The sequence below is a fragment of the Pseudomonas phoenicis genome, from assembly GCF_047302395.1.
Classification (GTDB): domain Bacteria; phylum Pseudomonadota; class Gammaproteobacteria; order Pseudomonadales; family Pseudomonadaceae; genus Aquipseudomonas.
Genome location: NZ_CP154852.1, coordinates 3534605 through 3550587 on the forward strand (window position 1 = coordinate 3534605; position 15983 = coordinate 3550587).

A 15983-nucleotide genomic window follows, 5' to 3' on the forward strand; every position below is an offset into this window, starting at 1 on the left:
AGCAAAGGTGTAGTTGCGATGAAACGTGTTGGTCTGATCGGTTGGCGTGGAATGGTCGGTTCCGTGCTTATGCAGCGGATGCTCGAAGAACAGGATTTCGATCTGATCGAACCGGTCTTCTTCACCACTTCCAACGTGGGCGGCCAAAGCCCGAACGTGGGCAAGGAAACCGCCCCGCTCAAGGATGCCTACAGCATCGACGAGCTCAAGACCCTCGACGTCATTCTGACCTGCCAGGGCGGCGACTACACCAACGAAGTGTTCCCCAAGCTGCGCGAAGCCGGCTGGCAGGGTTACTGGATCGATGCCGCCTCGTCGCTGCGCATGCAGGATGACGCGGTGATCGTGCTCGACCCGGTCAACCGCAAGGTCATCGACCACCAGCTCGACATCGGCACCAAGAACTACATCGGTGGCAACTGCACCGTCAGTCTAATGCTGATGGGCCTGGGTGGCCTGTTCGAAGCAGGGCTGGTCGAATGGATGACCGCCATGACCTACCAGGCGGCCTCCGGTGCCGGCGCGCAGAACATGCGCGAGCTGATCCGGCAGATGGGCTCGACCCACGCCGCGGTCGCCGACGACCTGGCCAACCCGGCCAGCGCCATCCTCGACATCGATCGCAAGGTCGCCGAAGCGATGCGCAGCGATGCCTACCCAACGGAAAACTTCGGGGTGCCGCTCGCCGGCAGCCTGATCCCCTGGATCGACAAGGAACTGCCCAACGGCCAGAGCCGTGAGGAATGGAAAGCCCAGGCCGAAACCAACAAGATCCTGGGTCGTTTCAAGAACCCGATTCCGGTGGACGGGATCTGTGTGCGCATCGGTGCCATGCGTTGCCACAGCCAGGCCTTGACCATCAAGCTGAACAAGGACGTGCCGCTGGCCGACATCGAAGGCTTGATCAGTCAGCACAACCCTTGGGTGAAGCTGGTGCCCAACCACCGCGACATCAGCATGCAGGAGCTGTCGCCGACCCAGGTCACCGGCACGCTGAACGTCCCGGTAGGGCGCTTGCGCAAGCTGAACATGGGGTCGCACTACCTGGGCGCCTTCACCGTGGGCGACCAACTGTTGTGGGGTGCGGCCGAGCCGCTGCGGCGCATGCTGCGCATCCTGCTGGAGCGTTGATCGAGGCGCTTCGCGTCGCAGGGAAAGCCCGTTCTGGCCAGCGCCAGAACGGGCTTTTTCGTTATGGCCGCTGCCGGATTTGCGTCACAGGGGAGGGGCCTTGCCTTGGCTAGGTTCGGCCAATGCGGGTACAGTGCCGCTCCCGTTTCGCCAGAGGCCATGCCTGCATGAACCCCGCTTTCAACATCGCCGTCGTCGGCGCCACCGGCAGCGTCGGTGAAACCCTCGTACAGATTCTCGAAGAGCTGGCCTTTCCGGTCGCGACCCTGCACCTGCTGGCCAGCCTGGAGTCGGCCGGTAGCAGCGTGATGTTCGCCGGCAAGAAGCTGCGTGTGCGCGAGGTCGACAGTTTCGATTTCAGCCAGGTGCGCCTGGTCTTCTTCGCCGCTGGCGCGGCCGTGAGCCGCAGCTTCGCCGACAAGGCCCGCCAGGCGGGTTGCGCGGTCATCGACCTGTCCGGCGCATTGGCCGGTGCCGTGCCGGTGGTGCCCGAAGCCAATGCCCAGGTGCTGGAAGGGTTGCCGCAGCCGGCCTGGATCACCAGCCCGAGCGCCGCCGCCGTGGCCCTGGCAGTGGCTTTGGCGCCGCTCAAGCAGCAGTTGGACATCGAGCGCGTGCAGGTCACGGCGTGCGTGGCGGTGTCGGCCCAAGGCCGTGAAGCGGTCAACGAGCTGGCACGGCAAACGGCCGAACTGCTCAACGCCCGCCCACTGGAGCCGCAGTTCTTCGATCGGCAAGTGGCTTTCAACCTGTTACCGCGCGTCGGTGTCGAAGACGGACAGGGCCATACCGTGCTCGAACGGCGCCTGGTCAGTGAGCTGCGCGTGCTGCTCGGCCTGCCGTCGTTGAAGATATCGGTCACCTGCATTCAAGTCCCGGTGTTCTTCGGCGATAGCTACAGTGTCAGCGTGCAAAGCCGCCGACCGGTCGATTTGCCTGCCGTGCTCGCCGAGCTCGACGGTGCGGCCAGCATCGAACGGGTCGAGGCCGATGACTATCCCACGCCGGTCGGCGACGCGGTGGGCCAGGATGTGGTCTATGTTGGACGGGTCCGTCAGGGTATCGACGAGCCGGAGCAGCTCAACCTGTGGCTGACCACGGACAATGTGCGCAAGGGTGCGGCACTGAACGCTGTGCAGGTTGCCCAATTGTTGCTTAAACACATGCTGTAAAAGATACTGGATCGCTATTTTGCTTCGAGACCGCGCGGGTTTCGGGACGATTCTTACAAGGACAGGGTCATGCTTCGATTTCGCAAACGGTTACTCGCCATCGCGGCAGCTTCGGCATTGTCGTCCGGTGCGGCCAACGCCCTGGTACTGGGTGAGTTGACCCTGAACTCGGCGCAGAACCAACCCCTGGACGCCGAGATCGAGTTGCTCGACGTGCGCGATACCACGGCCGCCGAAATCGTTCCGACCCTGGCGCCGCCCGAAGACTTCAGCAAAGCGGGCGTGGCATACCCCGACTATCTGCAGAATCTGGTATTCACTCCGGTCATCACGCCCAATGGCCGCAGCGTCGTGCGCGTGACGTCGACCCAGCCGCTGCCAGCACCGGTGGTGCGCTTCCTGGTTCAGGTCATGTGGCCTCAAGGCCGCTTGCTGCGCGACTACAACCTGCCGCTGAACCGCCCGGCCACCGAACGTCCCAAGGCTGACGCCGCCATTGCGCCAGCGCAGAGCCAGGCCGCCAACTACACCACCAAGCGCCGTGACACGTTGTGGCAGATCGCCGCGCGCAACAGCAACGGCGGCTCGATCCAACAGGCCATGGTGGCCATCCAGGCGCTGAACCCCGACGCCTTCATCGGCAACAACATCAACCAACTCAAGACCGGCCAGGTGTTGCGCCTGCCCGATCGGCAGCAGATCCAGAGCATCCCGCAAAACGAGGCGGTGGCCGAAGTGGCCGAGCAGTACGCCGCGTGGCGCGAAGGTCGCCGCCTTGGCCCGCGTGCCCGGCAGTTGGACGCGACCCGTCGCGGCGAGGCCCAGGCAGCGCCGGAGCGCATCGCCCAGGGCGACAATCTGCGCCTGGTTTCACCGGGCACCCAGGCCGACGGTGCCAAGACCGATGCGCTGAACGATCAATTGGCCGTGGCGCAGGAAAGCCTCGACACCAGCCGCCGGGACAACGAAGAACTGAAAAGCCGCATGGGCGATCTGCAGAGCCAGCTGGACAAGCTGGAAAAACTGATCGCGCTGAAGAATGACCAGTTGGCGCGGCTCCAAGCGCAGGGCGCAGCCCCGGCTGCCGACCCTGCCCAGGCTACGGTGCAAGGGCAAGCTGCGGCACCCGGCCAGGTCGCGCCGGTGGTGGCCGACCCGGCGCCGATCGCGCCGGTGGTCGAGCCTGCCCCGGCCGCGGTCGATACCACGCCTGCTGCCGAACAAGACACCACCGTGGGCGAGGAGCCTGCCCGTGGCGACACACTCGGCGAATTGCTCGGCAACCCATTGTTGCTGGGGCTGATCGCAGGTTCGCTGTTCCTGGTGCTGCTCTTGCTGGTGCTGTTGCTGCTGCGCAAGCGCAAGGCCGATCAGGAGGCCGAGAAACACGTGCGCATGGCGCGTGCGCTGGAGGAGGAGGGGCCGCGCGATCCCGATTTCGACATGCCGCTGGATGACGATGCGCTGCATGCCCCCACGGTCACGCTGTCGCCGGCCGTGGTGGCGGCTTCGGCCGCAGCCGCTTCGGCCGATGCCGCGCCTGCCGCCGAGCCGGACCCGGTGGGCCAGACCATCGCCCAGGCGCGTCAGCACCTCAGGGCCGGTCAGCTCAACCAGGCTGCGCAGTTGCTCGAGCCTCTGGTGCAGTATTACCCGCGGCGCAGCGAAGCGCGCCTGGTGTTGATGGAGGTGTATGCCCGGCAAGGCGATCAGGACGCTTTCTCGGGTCAGGAGCAGCTGCTGCCCAGGGACGGACGCCATCGTGCCGAAGTCGACGACCTGAAAGCGCGGTACCCGGCCATGTTGGCGCTGGCCACGGGCTTGAGCGCGGCGGCCTTGGCGGCCGAAATGGACCAGCAGTACGTCCAGCAACTGCTGCGTGAGCAAGCCGAGGCGGCGGCTCAAGCGCCCGTCACGGCGGCCCAGGCGTCCAGCGAATCGAGCCGGGACGCACTGCGGGACGCGGATGCCACAGACGCCGTAGCACTGGACGATGATTTCGACCTGAGCCTGGACAAGCCTGCGACCGCAGCGGGTAGCGCCACGGCGGTAGACACCCGCCTGGACGAGGTCGAGCCGATCGCCGACTTCGGGCCGGCGCTGGGTTCGCCGGCCGAGCCCGCTGCCAAAGCCGACGCGCAAGCCGACGACGACTTCGAAACCCTGTTGGCCCAGGCGCAACTCGAAGCCCTGGAGCCTGTCGCCAGCCAGGCGTCACGCGCCGACGACCCGCGGGCCTTGGACGACTTCGCCGATTTCGACTTGAGCGACACCGATCCGACCGAGCCGGCCAGTGCTCCGCCCGTGGCACAAACCCCGGCTGCCGACCTTTCAGACGATTTCGACCTGTCGCTGTCGCTGGACGACGACTCGCCAGCGGCGCGCAACTTCGCTTCGGAAGTCGACGACGTCAACGCCGAGCTGGACAAGCTCTCTCAGGACCTCGAGTCGCCGCCGCTGGACACCGGCGCCGTACAGGCTGGCGAGCCGGTCGACGACCTGGATTTCGACTTCTTTTCCGGTACCGACGAGGTGACCACCAAGCTCGACCTGGCCCGTGCCTACGTCGACATGGGCGACCATCAAGGCGCGCGCGACATTCTCGACGAAGTGGTCAAGGACGGTGACGAAGGGCAGCGCAAAGAGGCCGAGGAGCTGCTCGGCCGTTTGGTCTGATCCGTCCGGGGCAGTGCCGGTGAGCCCGCACGAAGGCACCGGCGCTGTCTCCAATCTGGCCAGCAAGCGTTTCCCTTGAGCGTGTCACTGATATAATCCGGCCCTCGTTCGATCCACAGGTCTGGTTTTCTTGAACAACTTCGACAATGACGCGGCCGAATCGGCAGCCGAAGGTTTGACCCGCATCGCCTTGGGCGTGGAATACAAAGGCTCGCGCTACCGCGGCTGGCAACGCCAGGCCAGCGGCGTCGCCAGCGTCCAGCAAGCGTTGGAAAAGGCCTTGTCAAAGGTGGCCGACGAGCCGATCGGCGTCTTGTGCGCCGGGCGTACCGACGCCGGCGTGCACGGCTGCGGACAGGTCGTGCATTTCGATACCCGGGCCGTTCGCGACGAGCGCGCCTGGACCATGGGTACCAATTTCAACCTGCCCCACGACATCAGCGTCAGTTGGGCGCGAGCGATGCCTGCCGATTTCCATGCCCGCTTCAAGGCGACCGCGCGGCGCTATCGGTACGTCATCTACAACGACCCCATCCGCCCGGCACACCTGGCTGAAGAGGTCACCTGGAACCACCGTCCGCTGGATGTGCAGCGCATGGCCGAAGCGGCCGAGCATCTGCTGGGCACCCACGATTTCAGTGCCTTCCGCGCCAGCCAGTGCCAGGCCAAATCCCCGATCAAGCACATCCACCACCTGCGCGTCAGCCGGCATGGGCGCATGATCGTGCTCGACGTGCGCGCCACGGCGTTCCTGCACCACATGGTGCGCAACATCGCCGGCGTGCTGATGACCATCGGTGCCGGCGAGCGGCCCGTGGCATGGGCGCGCGAGGTGCTGGAGGGGCGCGATCGGCGTCATGGCGGCGTGACTGCCCACCCTTATGGGTTGTATCTGGTGCAGGTGGAGTACCCCCAACAGTACGCATTGCCGCAGCGTTACATCGGTCCACACTTTTTGACCGGCTACGAAGCCCTGGTCGACTGACGGGCCGGTCTCGCTTTGTTAATATCCGCCCCCTCATTTGCCAAGGGATCGCAGCATATGAACAACGTTCGCAGCAAGATCTGTGGAATCACCCGAGTGGAAGATGCGCTGGCCGCAGCGCGCGCCGGTGCCGATGCCATCGGTCTGGTGTTCTACGCCAAGAGCCCACGGGCGGTGAACGTTCAGCAGGCACGGGCCATCGTTCAGGCTTTGCCGCCCTTCGTGACCACGGTCGGCCTGTTCGTCGATGCCTCTCGTTGTGAAGTGGGCGAGATCCTCGATGCGCTGCCGCTCGATCTGTTGCAGTTCCATGGCGACGAGACGCCCGCACAATGCGAAGGCCATGGTCGGCCGTGGATCAAGGCACTGCGGGTGCGCCCGGGCGACGATCTCGAAGCGGCGTGCCAGGAGTACGTCGGCGCCCGCGCTTTGCTGCTCGATGCCTACGTGGCCGGCGTGCCGGGCGGTACCGGGCAGTCCTTCGACTGGTCGTTGATTCCGGCCCGGCTGAGCAAGCCGGTGGTCCTGGCGGGTGGCCTGTCGCCTGACAACGTCGCCGAGGCCATCGCCCAGGTCAAACCCTGGGCGGTCGACGTCAGCGGCGGGGTGGAGCAGGCCAAGGGCATCAAGGATGCGCAGAAGATCGACGCGTTCCTGCGTGCAGTGCGCGGGGCGTAAGCGCGAATGTGACGGGGCGCGTGGCGTCATCGTCCATAGCATTCGCGGCCGTGGGCGGCCTGGCGATGTTCGGGGGCCCCGGCACGGCACGCACGCGTGTCGGTCAGTCTATTGAAGTGCAGTGGCCCTGGGCGGCTGCACGTTTGTCACGATGATTTTTGAGTTCAAGGGCGGCGCGGCCAGCCACAATGGTCGCTGCCATCCACTACTGGAGAGACAAAGCATGAGCAACTGGTTGGTAGACAAACTGATCCCATCGATCATGCGTTCGGAGGTCAAGAAGAGTTCGGTGCCCGAGGGCCTGTGGCACAAGTGCCCGTCCTGCGAAGCCGTGCTGTATCGTCCGGAGCTGGAAAAGACCCTCGACGTCTGCCCCAAGTGCAATCATCACATGCGCATTGGCGCGCGCGCGCGCATCGACATCTTCCTCGACGCCGAGGGCCGTGCCGAGCTGGGTGCGGAGCTGGAGCCGGTCGACCGTCTGAAATTCCGTGACGGCAAGAAATACAAGGATCGCCTGGTCGCTGCACAGAAGCAGACCGGCGAGCACGACGCACTGATCTCCATGAGCGGCACGCTCATGGGTCTGCCAATCGTGGTCAGCGCCTTCGAGTTTTCCTTCATGGGCGGTTCCATGGGCGCAGTGGTCGGTGAGCGCTTCGTACGCGCGGCCAACCACGCCCTCGAACACTGCTGCCCGATGGTCTGCTTCTCGGCCTCCGGCGGCGCGCGCATGCAGGAAGCGCTCATTTCCCTGATGCAGATGGCCAAGACCTCGGCGGCCCTGGCGCGTCTGCGCGAGGAGGGCATCCCGTTCATTTCCGTGCTGACCGACCCGGTCTACGGCGGCGTCTCGGCCTCTCTGGCCATGCTGGGCGACGTCATCGTCGGCGAACCCAAGGCGCTGATCGGCTTCGCCGGCCCGCGCGTGATCGAGCAGACCGTGCGTGAAAAGCTGCCCGAAGGCTTCCAGCGTTCCGAGTTCCTCCTGGAGCACGGCGCCATCGACCTGATCATCTCGCGTGAGGAGCTGCGTCCGCGCCTGGCTCGCCTGCTGGCACAGATGACCGGCCAGGAAACGCCCGAGCAAGCACGGGAAGTGGCTGCGGTCGCGTGATGAACCCTAGCACCCTGGGCGAATGGCTCGCCTATCTCGAACAGTTGCACCCTTCGGCTATCGACATGGGGCTGGAGCGCTCGCGCCAGGTGCTGGAGCGTTTGCAGCTGGGTCCGTTGGCGCCGCGCGTGGTCACGGTCACCGGCACCAACGGCAAGGGTTCGACCTGCGCCTTCATTGCCTCCTTGCTCAAGGCCCAGGGGTTGCGGGTCGGCGTCTACAGCTCGCCGCACTTGCTGCGTTACAACGAGCGGGTGCGGATCGATGAGGCGGATGTCGACGATGCGCAGCTGTGTCAGGCCTTCGCCGCGGTCGAAGCGGCGCGTGGCGACATCACGCTGACCTATTTCGAGATGGGCACGCTCGCAGCGTTCTGGCTGTTCAGCCGTTCGTCTCTGGACGCAGTGGTCTTGGAGGTCGGCCTGGGTGGTCGGCTGGATGCGGTCAACCTAGTCGATGCCGATCTGGCGGTGATCACCAGCATCGGTGTCGACCACATCGAGTACCTGGGCGACACTCGCGAATCGGTGGCGTTCGAGAAGGCTGGGATCATGCGTCGCGGCAAACCTGCGCTGTGCGGCGACCTCGATCCGCCCCAGCCGCTGCTGGACAAGGCCGGTGAATTGGCGTGCCCGCTGTCGTTACGCGGTCGCGACTTCGATCTGCGTATCGAGGCCCGCCAGTGGCACTGGCGCGGGCTGCGTGCAGACGGCCAGCCTCTGCAGCTGCACGCGTTGCCGCTGCTCGATCTGCCGATAGACAACGCCGCATTGGCGCTGCAAGCCTACGCGCTGATGAACCTGCCGTGGCAGCCCGAGCGCATTGCCCAGGCGCTGCGTCAGACCCGAGTGGTCGGTCGTCTCGACCGGCGCGTGGTGCACTATCAGGGCAAGTCCGTCGAACTGCTGCTCGATGTGGGCCACAACCCGCATGCGGCGCATTACCTGGCCGCACGTCTGGCGCAACGACCGGTGCACGGCAAGCGCCGCGCGGTGTTCGGCCTGCTGGCCGACAAAGACCTGGCCGGGGTCGTCCAGCCGCTGTTGGCACAGGTCGACGAATGGGCCGTGACACCTTTGCTCACGCCGCGCAGCCGTCCGGCTGCCGAGCTTGCCCAGACCCTGACGAACCTTGGCGCAGCGGTAGGGTCTTACCCCAGCGTCGACGCTGCTCTGGATGAGCAGTGTGCGCTGGCAACCGCGGACGACCAGATTCTGCTGTTCGGATCGTTCTTCTGTGTTGCCCAAGCGCTCGAATGGCTCGAGCGGCTGGTTCCGGAGAAGGGGTAGATGACAGTGCTGGATAAAGGGGTCAAGCAGCGCATCGTCGGTGCGCTGGTGCTGGTGGCGCTGGCGGTGGTGTTCCTGCCAATGTTGTTCACCCGTCAGGACGAGGTGCGTCAGGTACACGTCGAAGCGCCCCAGGCGCCAGCCGCGCCGAAGATGGCCGATGTGCAGGTGGAGCCGGTGGCGGTGCCCGAGCCGCAGGTATCGCCCGAGAAGACCCTGCAAGCGCCGGTGGTGGTCAACGAATCGAACGCGCCGGTGACCACGCCACGTCAGCCGATCACGCCGTCGCCACAGGTCCAGTCACAGGCGCCTGTCGCCAAGGCTGCGCCGACGCCTGAGCCCGCCCGTCAGGCGAGCGCCCAGCCTGCCGCGAAAGCACAGGCGACGGCCAAGGTCGATCCCAATGGCCTGCCGGCGAGTTGGTCGATTCAGCTGGCGAGCCTGTCCAGTCGTCCGGGCGCCGACAAGTTGCAGGCCACTTTGCGCAGCCAGGGTTACAACGCCTACATCCGCAGCACCGACGGTCTGAATCGGGTGTTCGTGGGACCAGTGATCGAGCGTGCCGAGGCCGAGCGGTTGCGCGATGTGATCAATCGTCAGCACAGCCTCAAGGGTCTGATCGTACGCTTCCAGCCCGAACGCGGCTGATTCGCGACGGCACATCGCCGGTCGTCCAGCCTGCCTGGCCGACCGACGATCCCGCCTGCCGTCCACTGACTTTCCGCTTACTCCCGGCTTGCTGCTCTGGTAAAATGCGCCGCCTCAAACCTCTGCAGGCAGCAATGTGGCATTTTCCTGGGTCGACTGGGCGATCATCGCAGTCATCGCCGTTTCCTCACTGATCAGTCTCAAGCGTGGCTTCGTCAAAGAAGCGCTGTCGCTGCTCATCTGGATCGTGGCCGGGGCGGTAGCCTGGATGTTCGGCGGGTCGCTGTCGCATTACCTCGAAGGCTACATTCAAACGCCTTCGGCGCGTGTCATTGCAGGGTGTACCCTTTTGTTCGTCGCCACCCTGTTGGTGGGGGCGATGCTCAATTTCCTCATCGGTGAGCTGATTCGCGTCACCGGTCTGTCGGGTACCGACAGATTTCTCGGCATGGTATTCGGCGCCGCGCGTGGCGCGCTGCTGGTAGTGGTCACGGTGGGCCTGCTCAGTCTGGGTCCCGTGCAGCAGGATCCGTGGTGGCAGGAGTCTCGCCTGATACCGCAGTTTCTGCTGATCGCCGACTGGTCGAAGAACCTGATTCTGGGCTTCACCGGTCAGTGGATGTCCAATGGAGTCAGCGCTCCGGCTGATCTTCCGTTCAAGGAACAATTGCTCGGGCCGCTCAAGCCCTGAACAGGTTCCACTCAAGTTTTATCAAAGTAGGGGTCGCGTCGCATGTGTGGCATCACCGGTATCGTCGGTAAGTCGAACGTCAATCAGGCGCTGTATGACGCGCTTACGGTCCTCCAGCACCGCGGCCAGGATGCTGCCGGTATCGTGACCAGCCATGACGGCCGGTTATTCCTGCGCAAGGACAATGGCCTGGTGCGCGATGTGTTCCAGCAGCGCCACATGCAGCGCCTGGTGGGTCACATGGGCATCGGCCACGTGCGTTATCCCACGGCCGGCAGCTCGACCTCGGCCGAGGCGCAGCCGTTCTACGTCAACTCGCCGTACGGCATTACCCTGGCGCACAACGGCAACCTGACCAACGTCGAGCAATTGGCCAAGGAGATCTACGAATCCGATCTTCGCCACGTCAACACCAGTTCGGACTCCGAGGTGCTGCTGAACGTGTTCGCCCACGAACTGGCGGTGCGCGGCAAGCTGCAGCCTACCGAAGAAGACGTGTTCGCAGCGGTCTCGCATGTGCACAGCCGTTGCGTGGGTGGCTATGCCGTGGTGGCCATGATCACCGGCTACGGCATCGTCGGCTTCCGTGACCCCAATGGCATTCGTCCGGTGGTGTTCGGTCAGCGCCACACCGACGAAGGCGTGGAGTACATGATCGCCTCCGAAAGCGTAGCCCTCGACGTGCTCGGTTTCACCTTGATCCGCGATCTGGCGCCGGGCGAAGCGGTGTACATCACCGAAGAAGGCCAGCTCTACACGCACCAGTGCGCGACCAGCGCCCAGCTCAAGCCATGCATCTTCGAACACGTCTACCTGGCTCGTCCCGACTCGATCATGGATGGCGTCTCGGTGTACAAGGCGCGCCTGCGCATGGGCGAGAAGCTGGCCGACAAGATCCGCCGCGAGCGCCCCGAGCACGACATCGACGTGGTCATCCCGATTCCCGACACCAGCCGCACCGCTGCCCTGGAGCTGGCCAACCACCTGGGCGTGAAATTCCGCGAAGGATTCGTCAAGAACCGCTACATCGGCCGTACCTTCATCATGCCCGGCCAGGCCGCACGCAAGAAATCGGTGCGCCAGAAGCTCAACGCCATCGAGCTGGAATTCCGCGGCAAGAACGTGATGCTGGTGGACGATTCCATCGTGCGCGGCACCACTTGCAAACAGATCATCCAGATGGCCCGCGAAGCCGGCGCCAAGAACGTGTACTTCTGTTCGGCAGCCCCTGCCGTGCGTTACCCCAACGTCTATGGCATCGACATGCCGAGTGTCCATGAGCTGATCGCGCACAACCGTACCACCGAACAGGTGGCCCAGCTGATCGGCGCCGACTGGCTGGTCTACCAGGACCTGCCGGACCTGATCGAAGCCGTCGGTGGCGGCAAGATCAAGATCGAGCACTTCGATTGTGCAGTGTTCGACGGCAAGTACGTGACCGGTGACGTCGACGAGGCGTACCTGGATCGCATCGAGCAGGCGCGCAACGACATGGCCAAGGTGCAGAACCAGGCTGTCAGCGCCATCATCGACCTTTACAACAACTGATTTGGGAGCGACGGCATGACGGATCAATGGGATGCCGGGCGATTGGACAGCGACCTGGAGGGTGTCGGTTTCGACACCCTCGCGGTTCGCGCCGGGCAACAGCGCACACCCGAGGGCGAGCACAGCGAAGCGCTGTTCCTGACCTCGAGCTACGTGTTCCGCACCGCGGCCGATGCGGCGGCGCGCTTTGCCGGCGAAACGCCGGGCAATGTCTATTCGCGTTACACCAACCCTACCGTGCGGGCGTTCGAAGAGCGTCTGGCGGCCATGGAAGGGGCTGAGCAGGCTGTCGGCACCTCCACGGGGATGGCGGCGATCCTGGCGATCGTCATGTCGCAGTGCAGTTCCGGCGACCATGTGCTGGTCTCGCAAAGCGTGTTCGGCTCGACCATCAGCCTGTTCGACAAGTACTTCAAGCGCTTCGGCGTGCAGGTGGATTACGTGCCGTTGGCAGACCTCGCCGGCTGGAAGGCCGCGCTCAAGGCCAACACGCGCCTGCTGCTGGTCGAATCGCCTTCGAACCCGTTGGCCGAAGTGGTGGACATTCCGGCGCTGGCCGACATCGCCCACGCGGGCGGCGCGTTGCTGGTGGTGGACAACTGCTTCAGCACGCCGGCGTTGCAACAACCGCTCAAGCTGGGTGCCGACATCGTGTTCCATTCGGCGACCAAGTTCATCGACGGCCAAGGGCGCTGCATGGGCGGTGCTGTGGCGGGGCGTCACGAGCAGATGAAGGAAGTCGTGGGCTTCCTGCGTACTGCCGGGCCGACCCTCAGCCCGTTCAACGCCTGGATCTTCACCAAGGGCCTGGAAACCTTGCGGCTGCGCATGCGTGCGCACTGTGAGAGCGCCCAGGCGCTGGCGCAGTGGCTGGAACAGCAGGATGGCATCGAGCGCGTGCACTACGCAGGTCTTCCCAGCCATCCGCAGCATGAGCTGGCCAAGCGGCAGATGAGCGGCTTCGGCGCGGTGGTCAGTTTCGAAGTCAGGGGCGGCAAAGAGGCAGCCTGGCGCTTCATCGACGCTACCCGGGTGATCTCGATCACCACCAACCTCGGCGACAGCAAGACCACCATCGCCCATCCCGCCACTACCTCCCATGGTCGCCTGTCGCCCCAGGAGCGTGAGGCCGCAGGCATTCGCGACAACCTGATCCGTGTCGCAGTCGGCCTGGAAGACCTCGCCGACCTGCAAGCGGATCTGGCGCGGGGGCTGGCCGCACTGTGATGGATTGGCAAAAAGCGCAGCCCGGCCTCAATGGTCGGGTCGCTCTGGTCACCGGTGCCGCACGCGGTATTGGCCTGGGCATCGCTGCGTGGCTGATCTGCGAAGGTTGGCAGGTGGTGCTCGGCGACCTGGACCGCAAGCGCGGCTCCAAGGTCGCCAAAGCCTTGGGTGACAACGCCTGGTTCATCACGCTGGACGTGGCGGAGGAAGCGCAGGTGAGGGCGGCGGTCTCGGAGGTGCTCGGCCAGTTCGGTCGCCTCGACGCCCTGATCTGCAATGCGGCGGTCGCCAACCCGGACAACGGGCCGCTGGAAACCCTGTCGCTGGCCAAATGGAATCGCACACTGGCGATCAACCTCACCGGCCCCCTGTTACTGGCCAAACACTGCGCCCCTTACCTGCGGGCCCATGGCGGTGCGATCGTCAACATCGCCTCCACCCGCGCGCAACAATCCGAACCCGACACCGAGGCCTACGCGGCCAGCAAGGGCGGGCTCGTGGCGCTGACCCATGCCCTGGCCGTGAGTTTGGGGCCGGACATTCGCGTCAACGCCGTCAGCCCCGGCTGGATCGATGCGCGCGATCCTTCGGAGCGCCGCGCCGAACCGCTTGCCGACGAGGACCACGCGCAGCATCCGAGCGGTAGGGTAGGGACGGTGGAAGACGTGGCAGCGTTGGTTGCATGGCTGCTGTCGCGCCAGTCGGGTTTCGTGACGGGGCAGGAGTTCGTGGTCGATGGCGGCATGACGCGCAAGATGATCTATCGCTGACCGCTATCGGAGTGCAAACACGGGGCCCTGCGCCCCGTTGCGTTTTCAAGGTGGATAGGCAAGGTTCGCAGCCTGTGCGGGCATGTAACGCCACCTGAGGATTTTGAAAAAAATTCAACGGGGGTATTGACTTAGCTTCGTCACCTGCGTAAATTTCGCGGCCTCAGCGAAGCAAACGCAACACACGGGTGATTAGCTCAGCCGGGAGAGCATCTGCCTTACAAGCAGAGGGTCGGCGGTTCGATCCCGTCATCACCCACCACTTCCTGAGACGTTCCTGAGTCTGAAAGTGCTTCACGGCACGCTTCAGTAGAGAGGAACAGGGCATTAGCCCATCTGCGCAGCGGTAGTTCAGTCGGTTAGAATACCGGCCTGTCACGCCGGGGGTCGCGGGTTCGAGTCCCGTCCGCTGCGCCACTTTTTATCCAGATGGGTGTTCACACCGGTCTGAGGTCGCCAGGCAAGCCCTGAGGCCAGATCCCAGTTTCAAGCGGGCGCAAGCCTGTACGATACGCAGCGGTAGTTCAGTCGGTTAGAATACCGGCCTGTCACGCCGGGGGTCGCGGGTTCGAGTCCCGTCCGCTGCGCCATCTTCGCATCGAGTTCCCTAGAACGACTCGACGCAGCATGAGAACCGAACCAATCGGTGTTCATGTGTGCTGCCAAGGCCTCTGTGGCCAAGCGGCAAAACGGTTCCACCGGGCGCAAGCCCATGCGATACGCAGCGGTAGTTCAGTCGGTTAGAATACCGGCCTGTCACGCCGGGGGTCGCGGGTTCGAGTCCCGTCCGCTGCGCCATATCCGCTCCAAGGTCCTTGAACGCCTTGGAGCACGAAGAAAGCGACCTCAAGGTCGCTTTTTTTGTGTCTGCCGTTTGGCAACATGGAGTGCCGACTTGGGCTCGACCAATACCGATGAGCGGTTCCTGTCCTCATGGCATGTGATGCACAATACGCCCCATTCGATTTTTCCCGGTAATGGCAATGTCTAAATCATCCGCCCTCGCTGTGCTTGGGCTAGCGCTCAGCCTGGCAGGCGCATCCGGCTGTGCCTCGAAAAAAACCGCCATCTACGAGCACGAGAACTTCGACAACTCGGGCACCTATTCGCGCAGCTTTCCCGTGAACGAAGCAGGCTCGTGCGAGGCGGCGCGGCGGGCATTGCTCAGTCAGGGCTACATCATCACCAGCAGCGATGCCAATCAGGTGGCAGGTAACAAGAGCTTCCAGCAGAACAGCGAGAACCACCTGCAGATCAGCTTCAACGTGACCTGCGCACCCGACAGCAGCGACGAGCAACGCTCGACCATGTTCGCCAACGCCTTGCAGGACCGCTACAGCCTGAAAAAATCCAATACTTCGGCCAGCCTTGGAGTCGGCATTCTCGGTTCGGTGTCGATGCCCATCGGTTCGAGCGACGACTCGATGGTCAAAGTCGCCAGCGAGACCGTAACCGCCGCGCAGTTCTACGATCGCTACTTCGCGCTGGTGGAAAGCTACCTGCCCAAGCCGAAAAAAGCGCAGAACACCCCCGCGGTGGCGCCCCCCGCCGAAGCCGCCAAAATGCCAGCCAGCGCGCCCGACCTCGGCCTGCCAGAACCGGCTTCGACACCGGCGGCCGGCAACGCTTCGGCACCCGTCGCCGACAACGCCCTGACTGCTGGCGCGCACACCGCCGCAGCTGCCGCGCCGGTGACGGCCGACAGCTCGGCCGTGCCTGCGAGCGCTGCAACGCCCGCCACCCAGGCTCCCGCGCCCGCAGCGGCCGCGCAAGCGGGCAGTCCGCAAGCTGCGCCCGCAGTCGACGACAGCCAGGGCTCGCAACCCATCGCCCCACCGGCGGCAGGCGAGCCCATTCAGATCACGCCCGAGTCGCAGACCCAGGCGGTCGAGGCGTCCCCGGCGAGCGAAACCGACAGCACCGTCACACCGGCGACTACACAACCCGCACAGTGAATCCCGATCGGCCTGCTACGTTGTTTTGAGTGTCATCACGCGTTCATCCACGTGCAATAACGTGATGCCACACACCACTCGACGACGACGGGAGCC

At 64.6% G+C, this 15983-nt stretch carries 13 protein-coding genes and 4 tRNA genes; all 17 read left to right on the forward strand.

Features of this window, described 5'->3' with window-relative positions:
• Positions 1 to 18: 18 nt before the first annotated feature.
• The 17 genes from asd to AA0Z93_RS15990 all read left to right on the forward strand — a co-directional run bounded on the left by asd (position 19) and on the right by AA0Z93_RS15990 (position 15887).
• On the forward strand, positions 19 to 1131 hold the full coding sequence (gene asd, locus AA0Z93_RS15910) for an aspartate-semialdehyde dehydrogenase (RefSeq protein ID WP_413047969.1): 1113 nt from the start codon (positions 19 to 21) through the stop codon (positions 1129 to 1131).
• A 167-nt stretch (positions 1132 to 1298) separates the two neighbouring features.
• Positions 1299 to 2303 carry an aspartate-semialdehyde dehydrogenase gene (locus AA0Z93_RS15915; RefSeq protein WP_413047968.1) on the forward strand — a complete coding sequence of 335 codons (1005 nt, stop codon included), beginning with the start codon at positions 1299 to 1301 and terminating at the stop codon, positions 2301 to 2303.
• A 69-nt stretch (positions 2304 to 2372) separates the two neighbouring features.
• Positions 2373 to 4979, forward strand: a complete 2607-nt coding sequence (locus AA0Z93_RS15920) for a FimV/HubP family polar landmark protein (protein ID WP_413047967.1) — start codon at positions 2373 to 2375, stop codon at positions 4977 to 4979.
• Positions 4980 to 5109: 130 nt separating this feature from the next.
• A complete protein-coding gene (gene truA / locus AA0Z93_RS15925; protein WP_413047965.1) occupies positions 5110 to 5964 on the forward strand; it encodes a tRNA pseudouridine(38-40) synthase TruA in 855 nt (284 codons plus the stop codon).
• 57 nt (positions 5965 to 6021) lie between these two features.
• Positions 6022 to 6642 carry a phosphoribosylanthranilate isomerase gene (locus tag AA0Z93_RS15930; RefSeq protein ID WP_413047963.1) on the forward strand — a complete coding sequence of 207 codons (621 nt, stop codon included), beginning with the start codon at positions 6022 to 6024 and terminating at the stop codon, positions 6640 to 6642.
• 223 nt (positions 6643 to 6865) lie between these two features.
• On the forward strand, positions 6866 to 7759 hold the full coding sequence (gene accD / locus AA0Z93_RS15935) for an acetyl-CoA carboxylase, carboxyltransferase subunit beta (protein ID WP_413047962.1): 894 nt from the start codon (positions 6866 to 6868) through the stop codon (positions 7757 to 7759).
• Complete coding sequence (gene folC / locus AA0Z93_RS15940) at positions 7759 to 9048, forward strand: bifunctional tetrahydrofolate synthase/dihydrofolate synthase (RefSeq protein WP_413047961.1); 1290 nt, start codon at positions 7759 to 7761, stop codon at positions 9046 to 9048. The genes accD and folC overlap by 1 nt, the downstream gene beginning before the upstream one ends.
• Positions 9049 to 9696, forward strand: coding sequence for an SPOR domain-containing protein (locus AA0Z93_RS15945; protein ID WP_413047960.1), 648 nt, complete (start codon positions 9049 to 9051; stop codon positions 9694 to 9696).
• 136 nt (positions 9697 to 9832) lie between these two features.
• Positions 9833 to 10387, forward strand: coding sequence for a CvpA family protein (locus AA0Z93_RS15950; RefSeq protein ID WP_413047959.1), 555 nt, complete (start codon positions 9833 to 9835; stop codon positions 10385 to 10387).
• 42 nt (positions 10388 to 10429) lie between these two features.
• A complete protein-coding gene (gene purF, locus AA0Z93_RS15955) occupies positions 10430 to 11935 on the forward strand; it encodes an amidophosphoribosyltransferase (protein ID WP_413047958.1) in 1506 nt (501 codons plus the stop codon).
• A 15-nt stretch (positions 11936 to 11950) separates the two neighbouring features.
• Entirely contained in the window at positions 11951 to 13162 is a 1212-nt protein-coding gene (locus AA0Z93_RS15960) for an O-succinylhomoserine sulfhydrylase (RefSeq protein ID WP_413047957.1), read from the forward strand.
• Positions 13162 to 13932 (forward strand): SDR family oxidoreductase, encoded by a 771-nt coding sequence (locus AA0Z93_RS15965; RefSeq protein WP_413047956.1) that lies wholly within the window; start codon positions 13162 to 13164, stop codon positions 13930 to 13932. The genes AA0Z93_RS15960 and AA0Z93_RS15965 overlap by 1 nt, the downstream gene beginning before the upstream one ends.
• 186 nt (positions 13933 to 14118) lie before the next feature.
• Positions 14119 to 14194, forward strand: a tRNA-Val gene (locus tag AA0Z93_RS15970).
• 78 nt (positions 14195 to 14272) lie between these two features.
• Positions 14273 to 14349: transfer RNA gene (locus AA0Z93_RS15975), tRNA-Asp, on the forward strand.
• Positions 14350 to 14445: 96 nt separating this feature from the next.
• Positions 14446 to 14522 (forward strand) — tRNA-Asp (locus tag AA0Z93_RS15980).
• A 131-nt stretch (positions 14523 to 14653) separates the two neighbouring features.
• Positions 14654 to 14730: transfer RNA gene (locus AA0Z93_RS15985), tRNA-Asp, on the forward strand.
• Between the two features lie 185 nt (positions 14731 to 14915).
• Complete coding sequence (locus AA0Z93_RS15990; protein ID WP_413047955.1) at positions 14916 to 15887, forward strand: DUF2242 domain-containing protein; 972 nt, start codon at positions 14916 to 14918, stop codon at positions 15885 to 15887.
• The last annotated feature ends 96 nt before the right edge of the window (positions 15888 to 15983 follow it).

Excerpts from the sequence above, each read along its gene's own strand:
- asd (WP_413047969.1), top strand. The coding sequence starts at position 19 with ATGAAACGTGTTGGTCTGATCGGTTGGCGTGGAATGGTCGGTTCCGTG.
- purF (WP_413047958.1), top strand. The coding sequence starts at position 10,430 with ATGTGTGGCATCACCGGTATCGTCGGTAAGTCGAACGTCAATCAGGCG.
- AA0Z93_RS15965 (WP_413047956.1), top strand. The coding sequence starts at position 13,162 with ATGGATTGGCAAAAAGCGCAGCCCGGCCTCAATGGTCGGGTCGCTCTG.
- folC (WP_413047961.1), top strand. The coding sequence starts at position 7,759 with ATGAACCCTAGCACCCTGGGCGAATGGCTCGCCTATCTCGAACAGTTG.
- AA0Z93_RS15990 (WP_413047955.1), top strand. The coding sequence starts at position 14,916 with ATGTCTAAATCATCCGCCCTCGCTGTGCTTGGGCTAGCGCTCAGCCTG.
- AA0Z93_RS15945 (WP_413047960.1), top strand. The coding sequence starts at position 9,049 with ATGACAGTGCTGGATAAAGGGGTCAAGCAGCGCATCGTCGGTGCGCTG.
- accD (WP_413047962.1), top strand. The coding sequence starts at position 6,866 with ATGAGCAACTGGTTGGTAGACAAACTGATCCCATCGATCATGCGTTCG.
- AA0Z93_RS15915 (WP_413047968.1), top strand. The coding sequence starts at position 1,299 with ATGAACCCCGCTTTCAACATCGCCGTCGTCGGCGCCACCGGCAGCGTC.
- AA0Z93_RS15960 (WP_413047957.1), top strand. The coding sequence starts at position 11,951 with ATGACGGATCAATGGGATGCCGGGCGATTGGACAGCGACCTGGAGGGT.
- AA0Z93_RS15930 (WP_413047963.1), top strand. The coding sequence starts at position 6,022 with ATGAACAACGTTCGCAGCAAGATCTGTGGAATCACCCGAGTGGAAGAT.
- AA0Z93_RS15920 (WP_413047967.1), top strand. The coding sequence starts at position 2,373 with ATGCTTCGATTTCGCAAACGGTTACTCGCCATCGCGGCAGCTTCGGCA.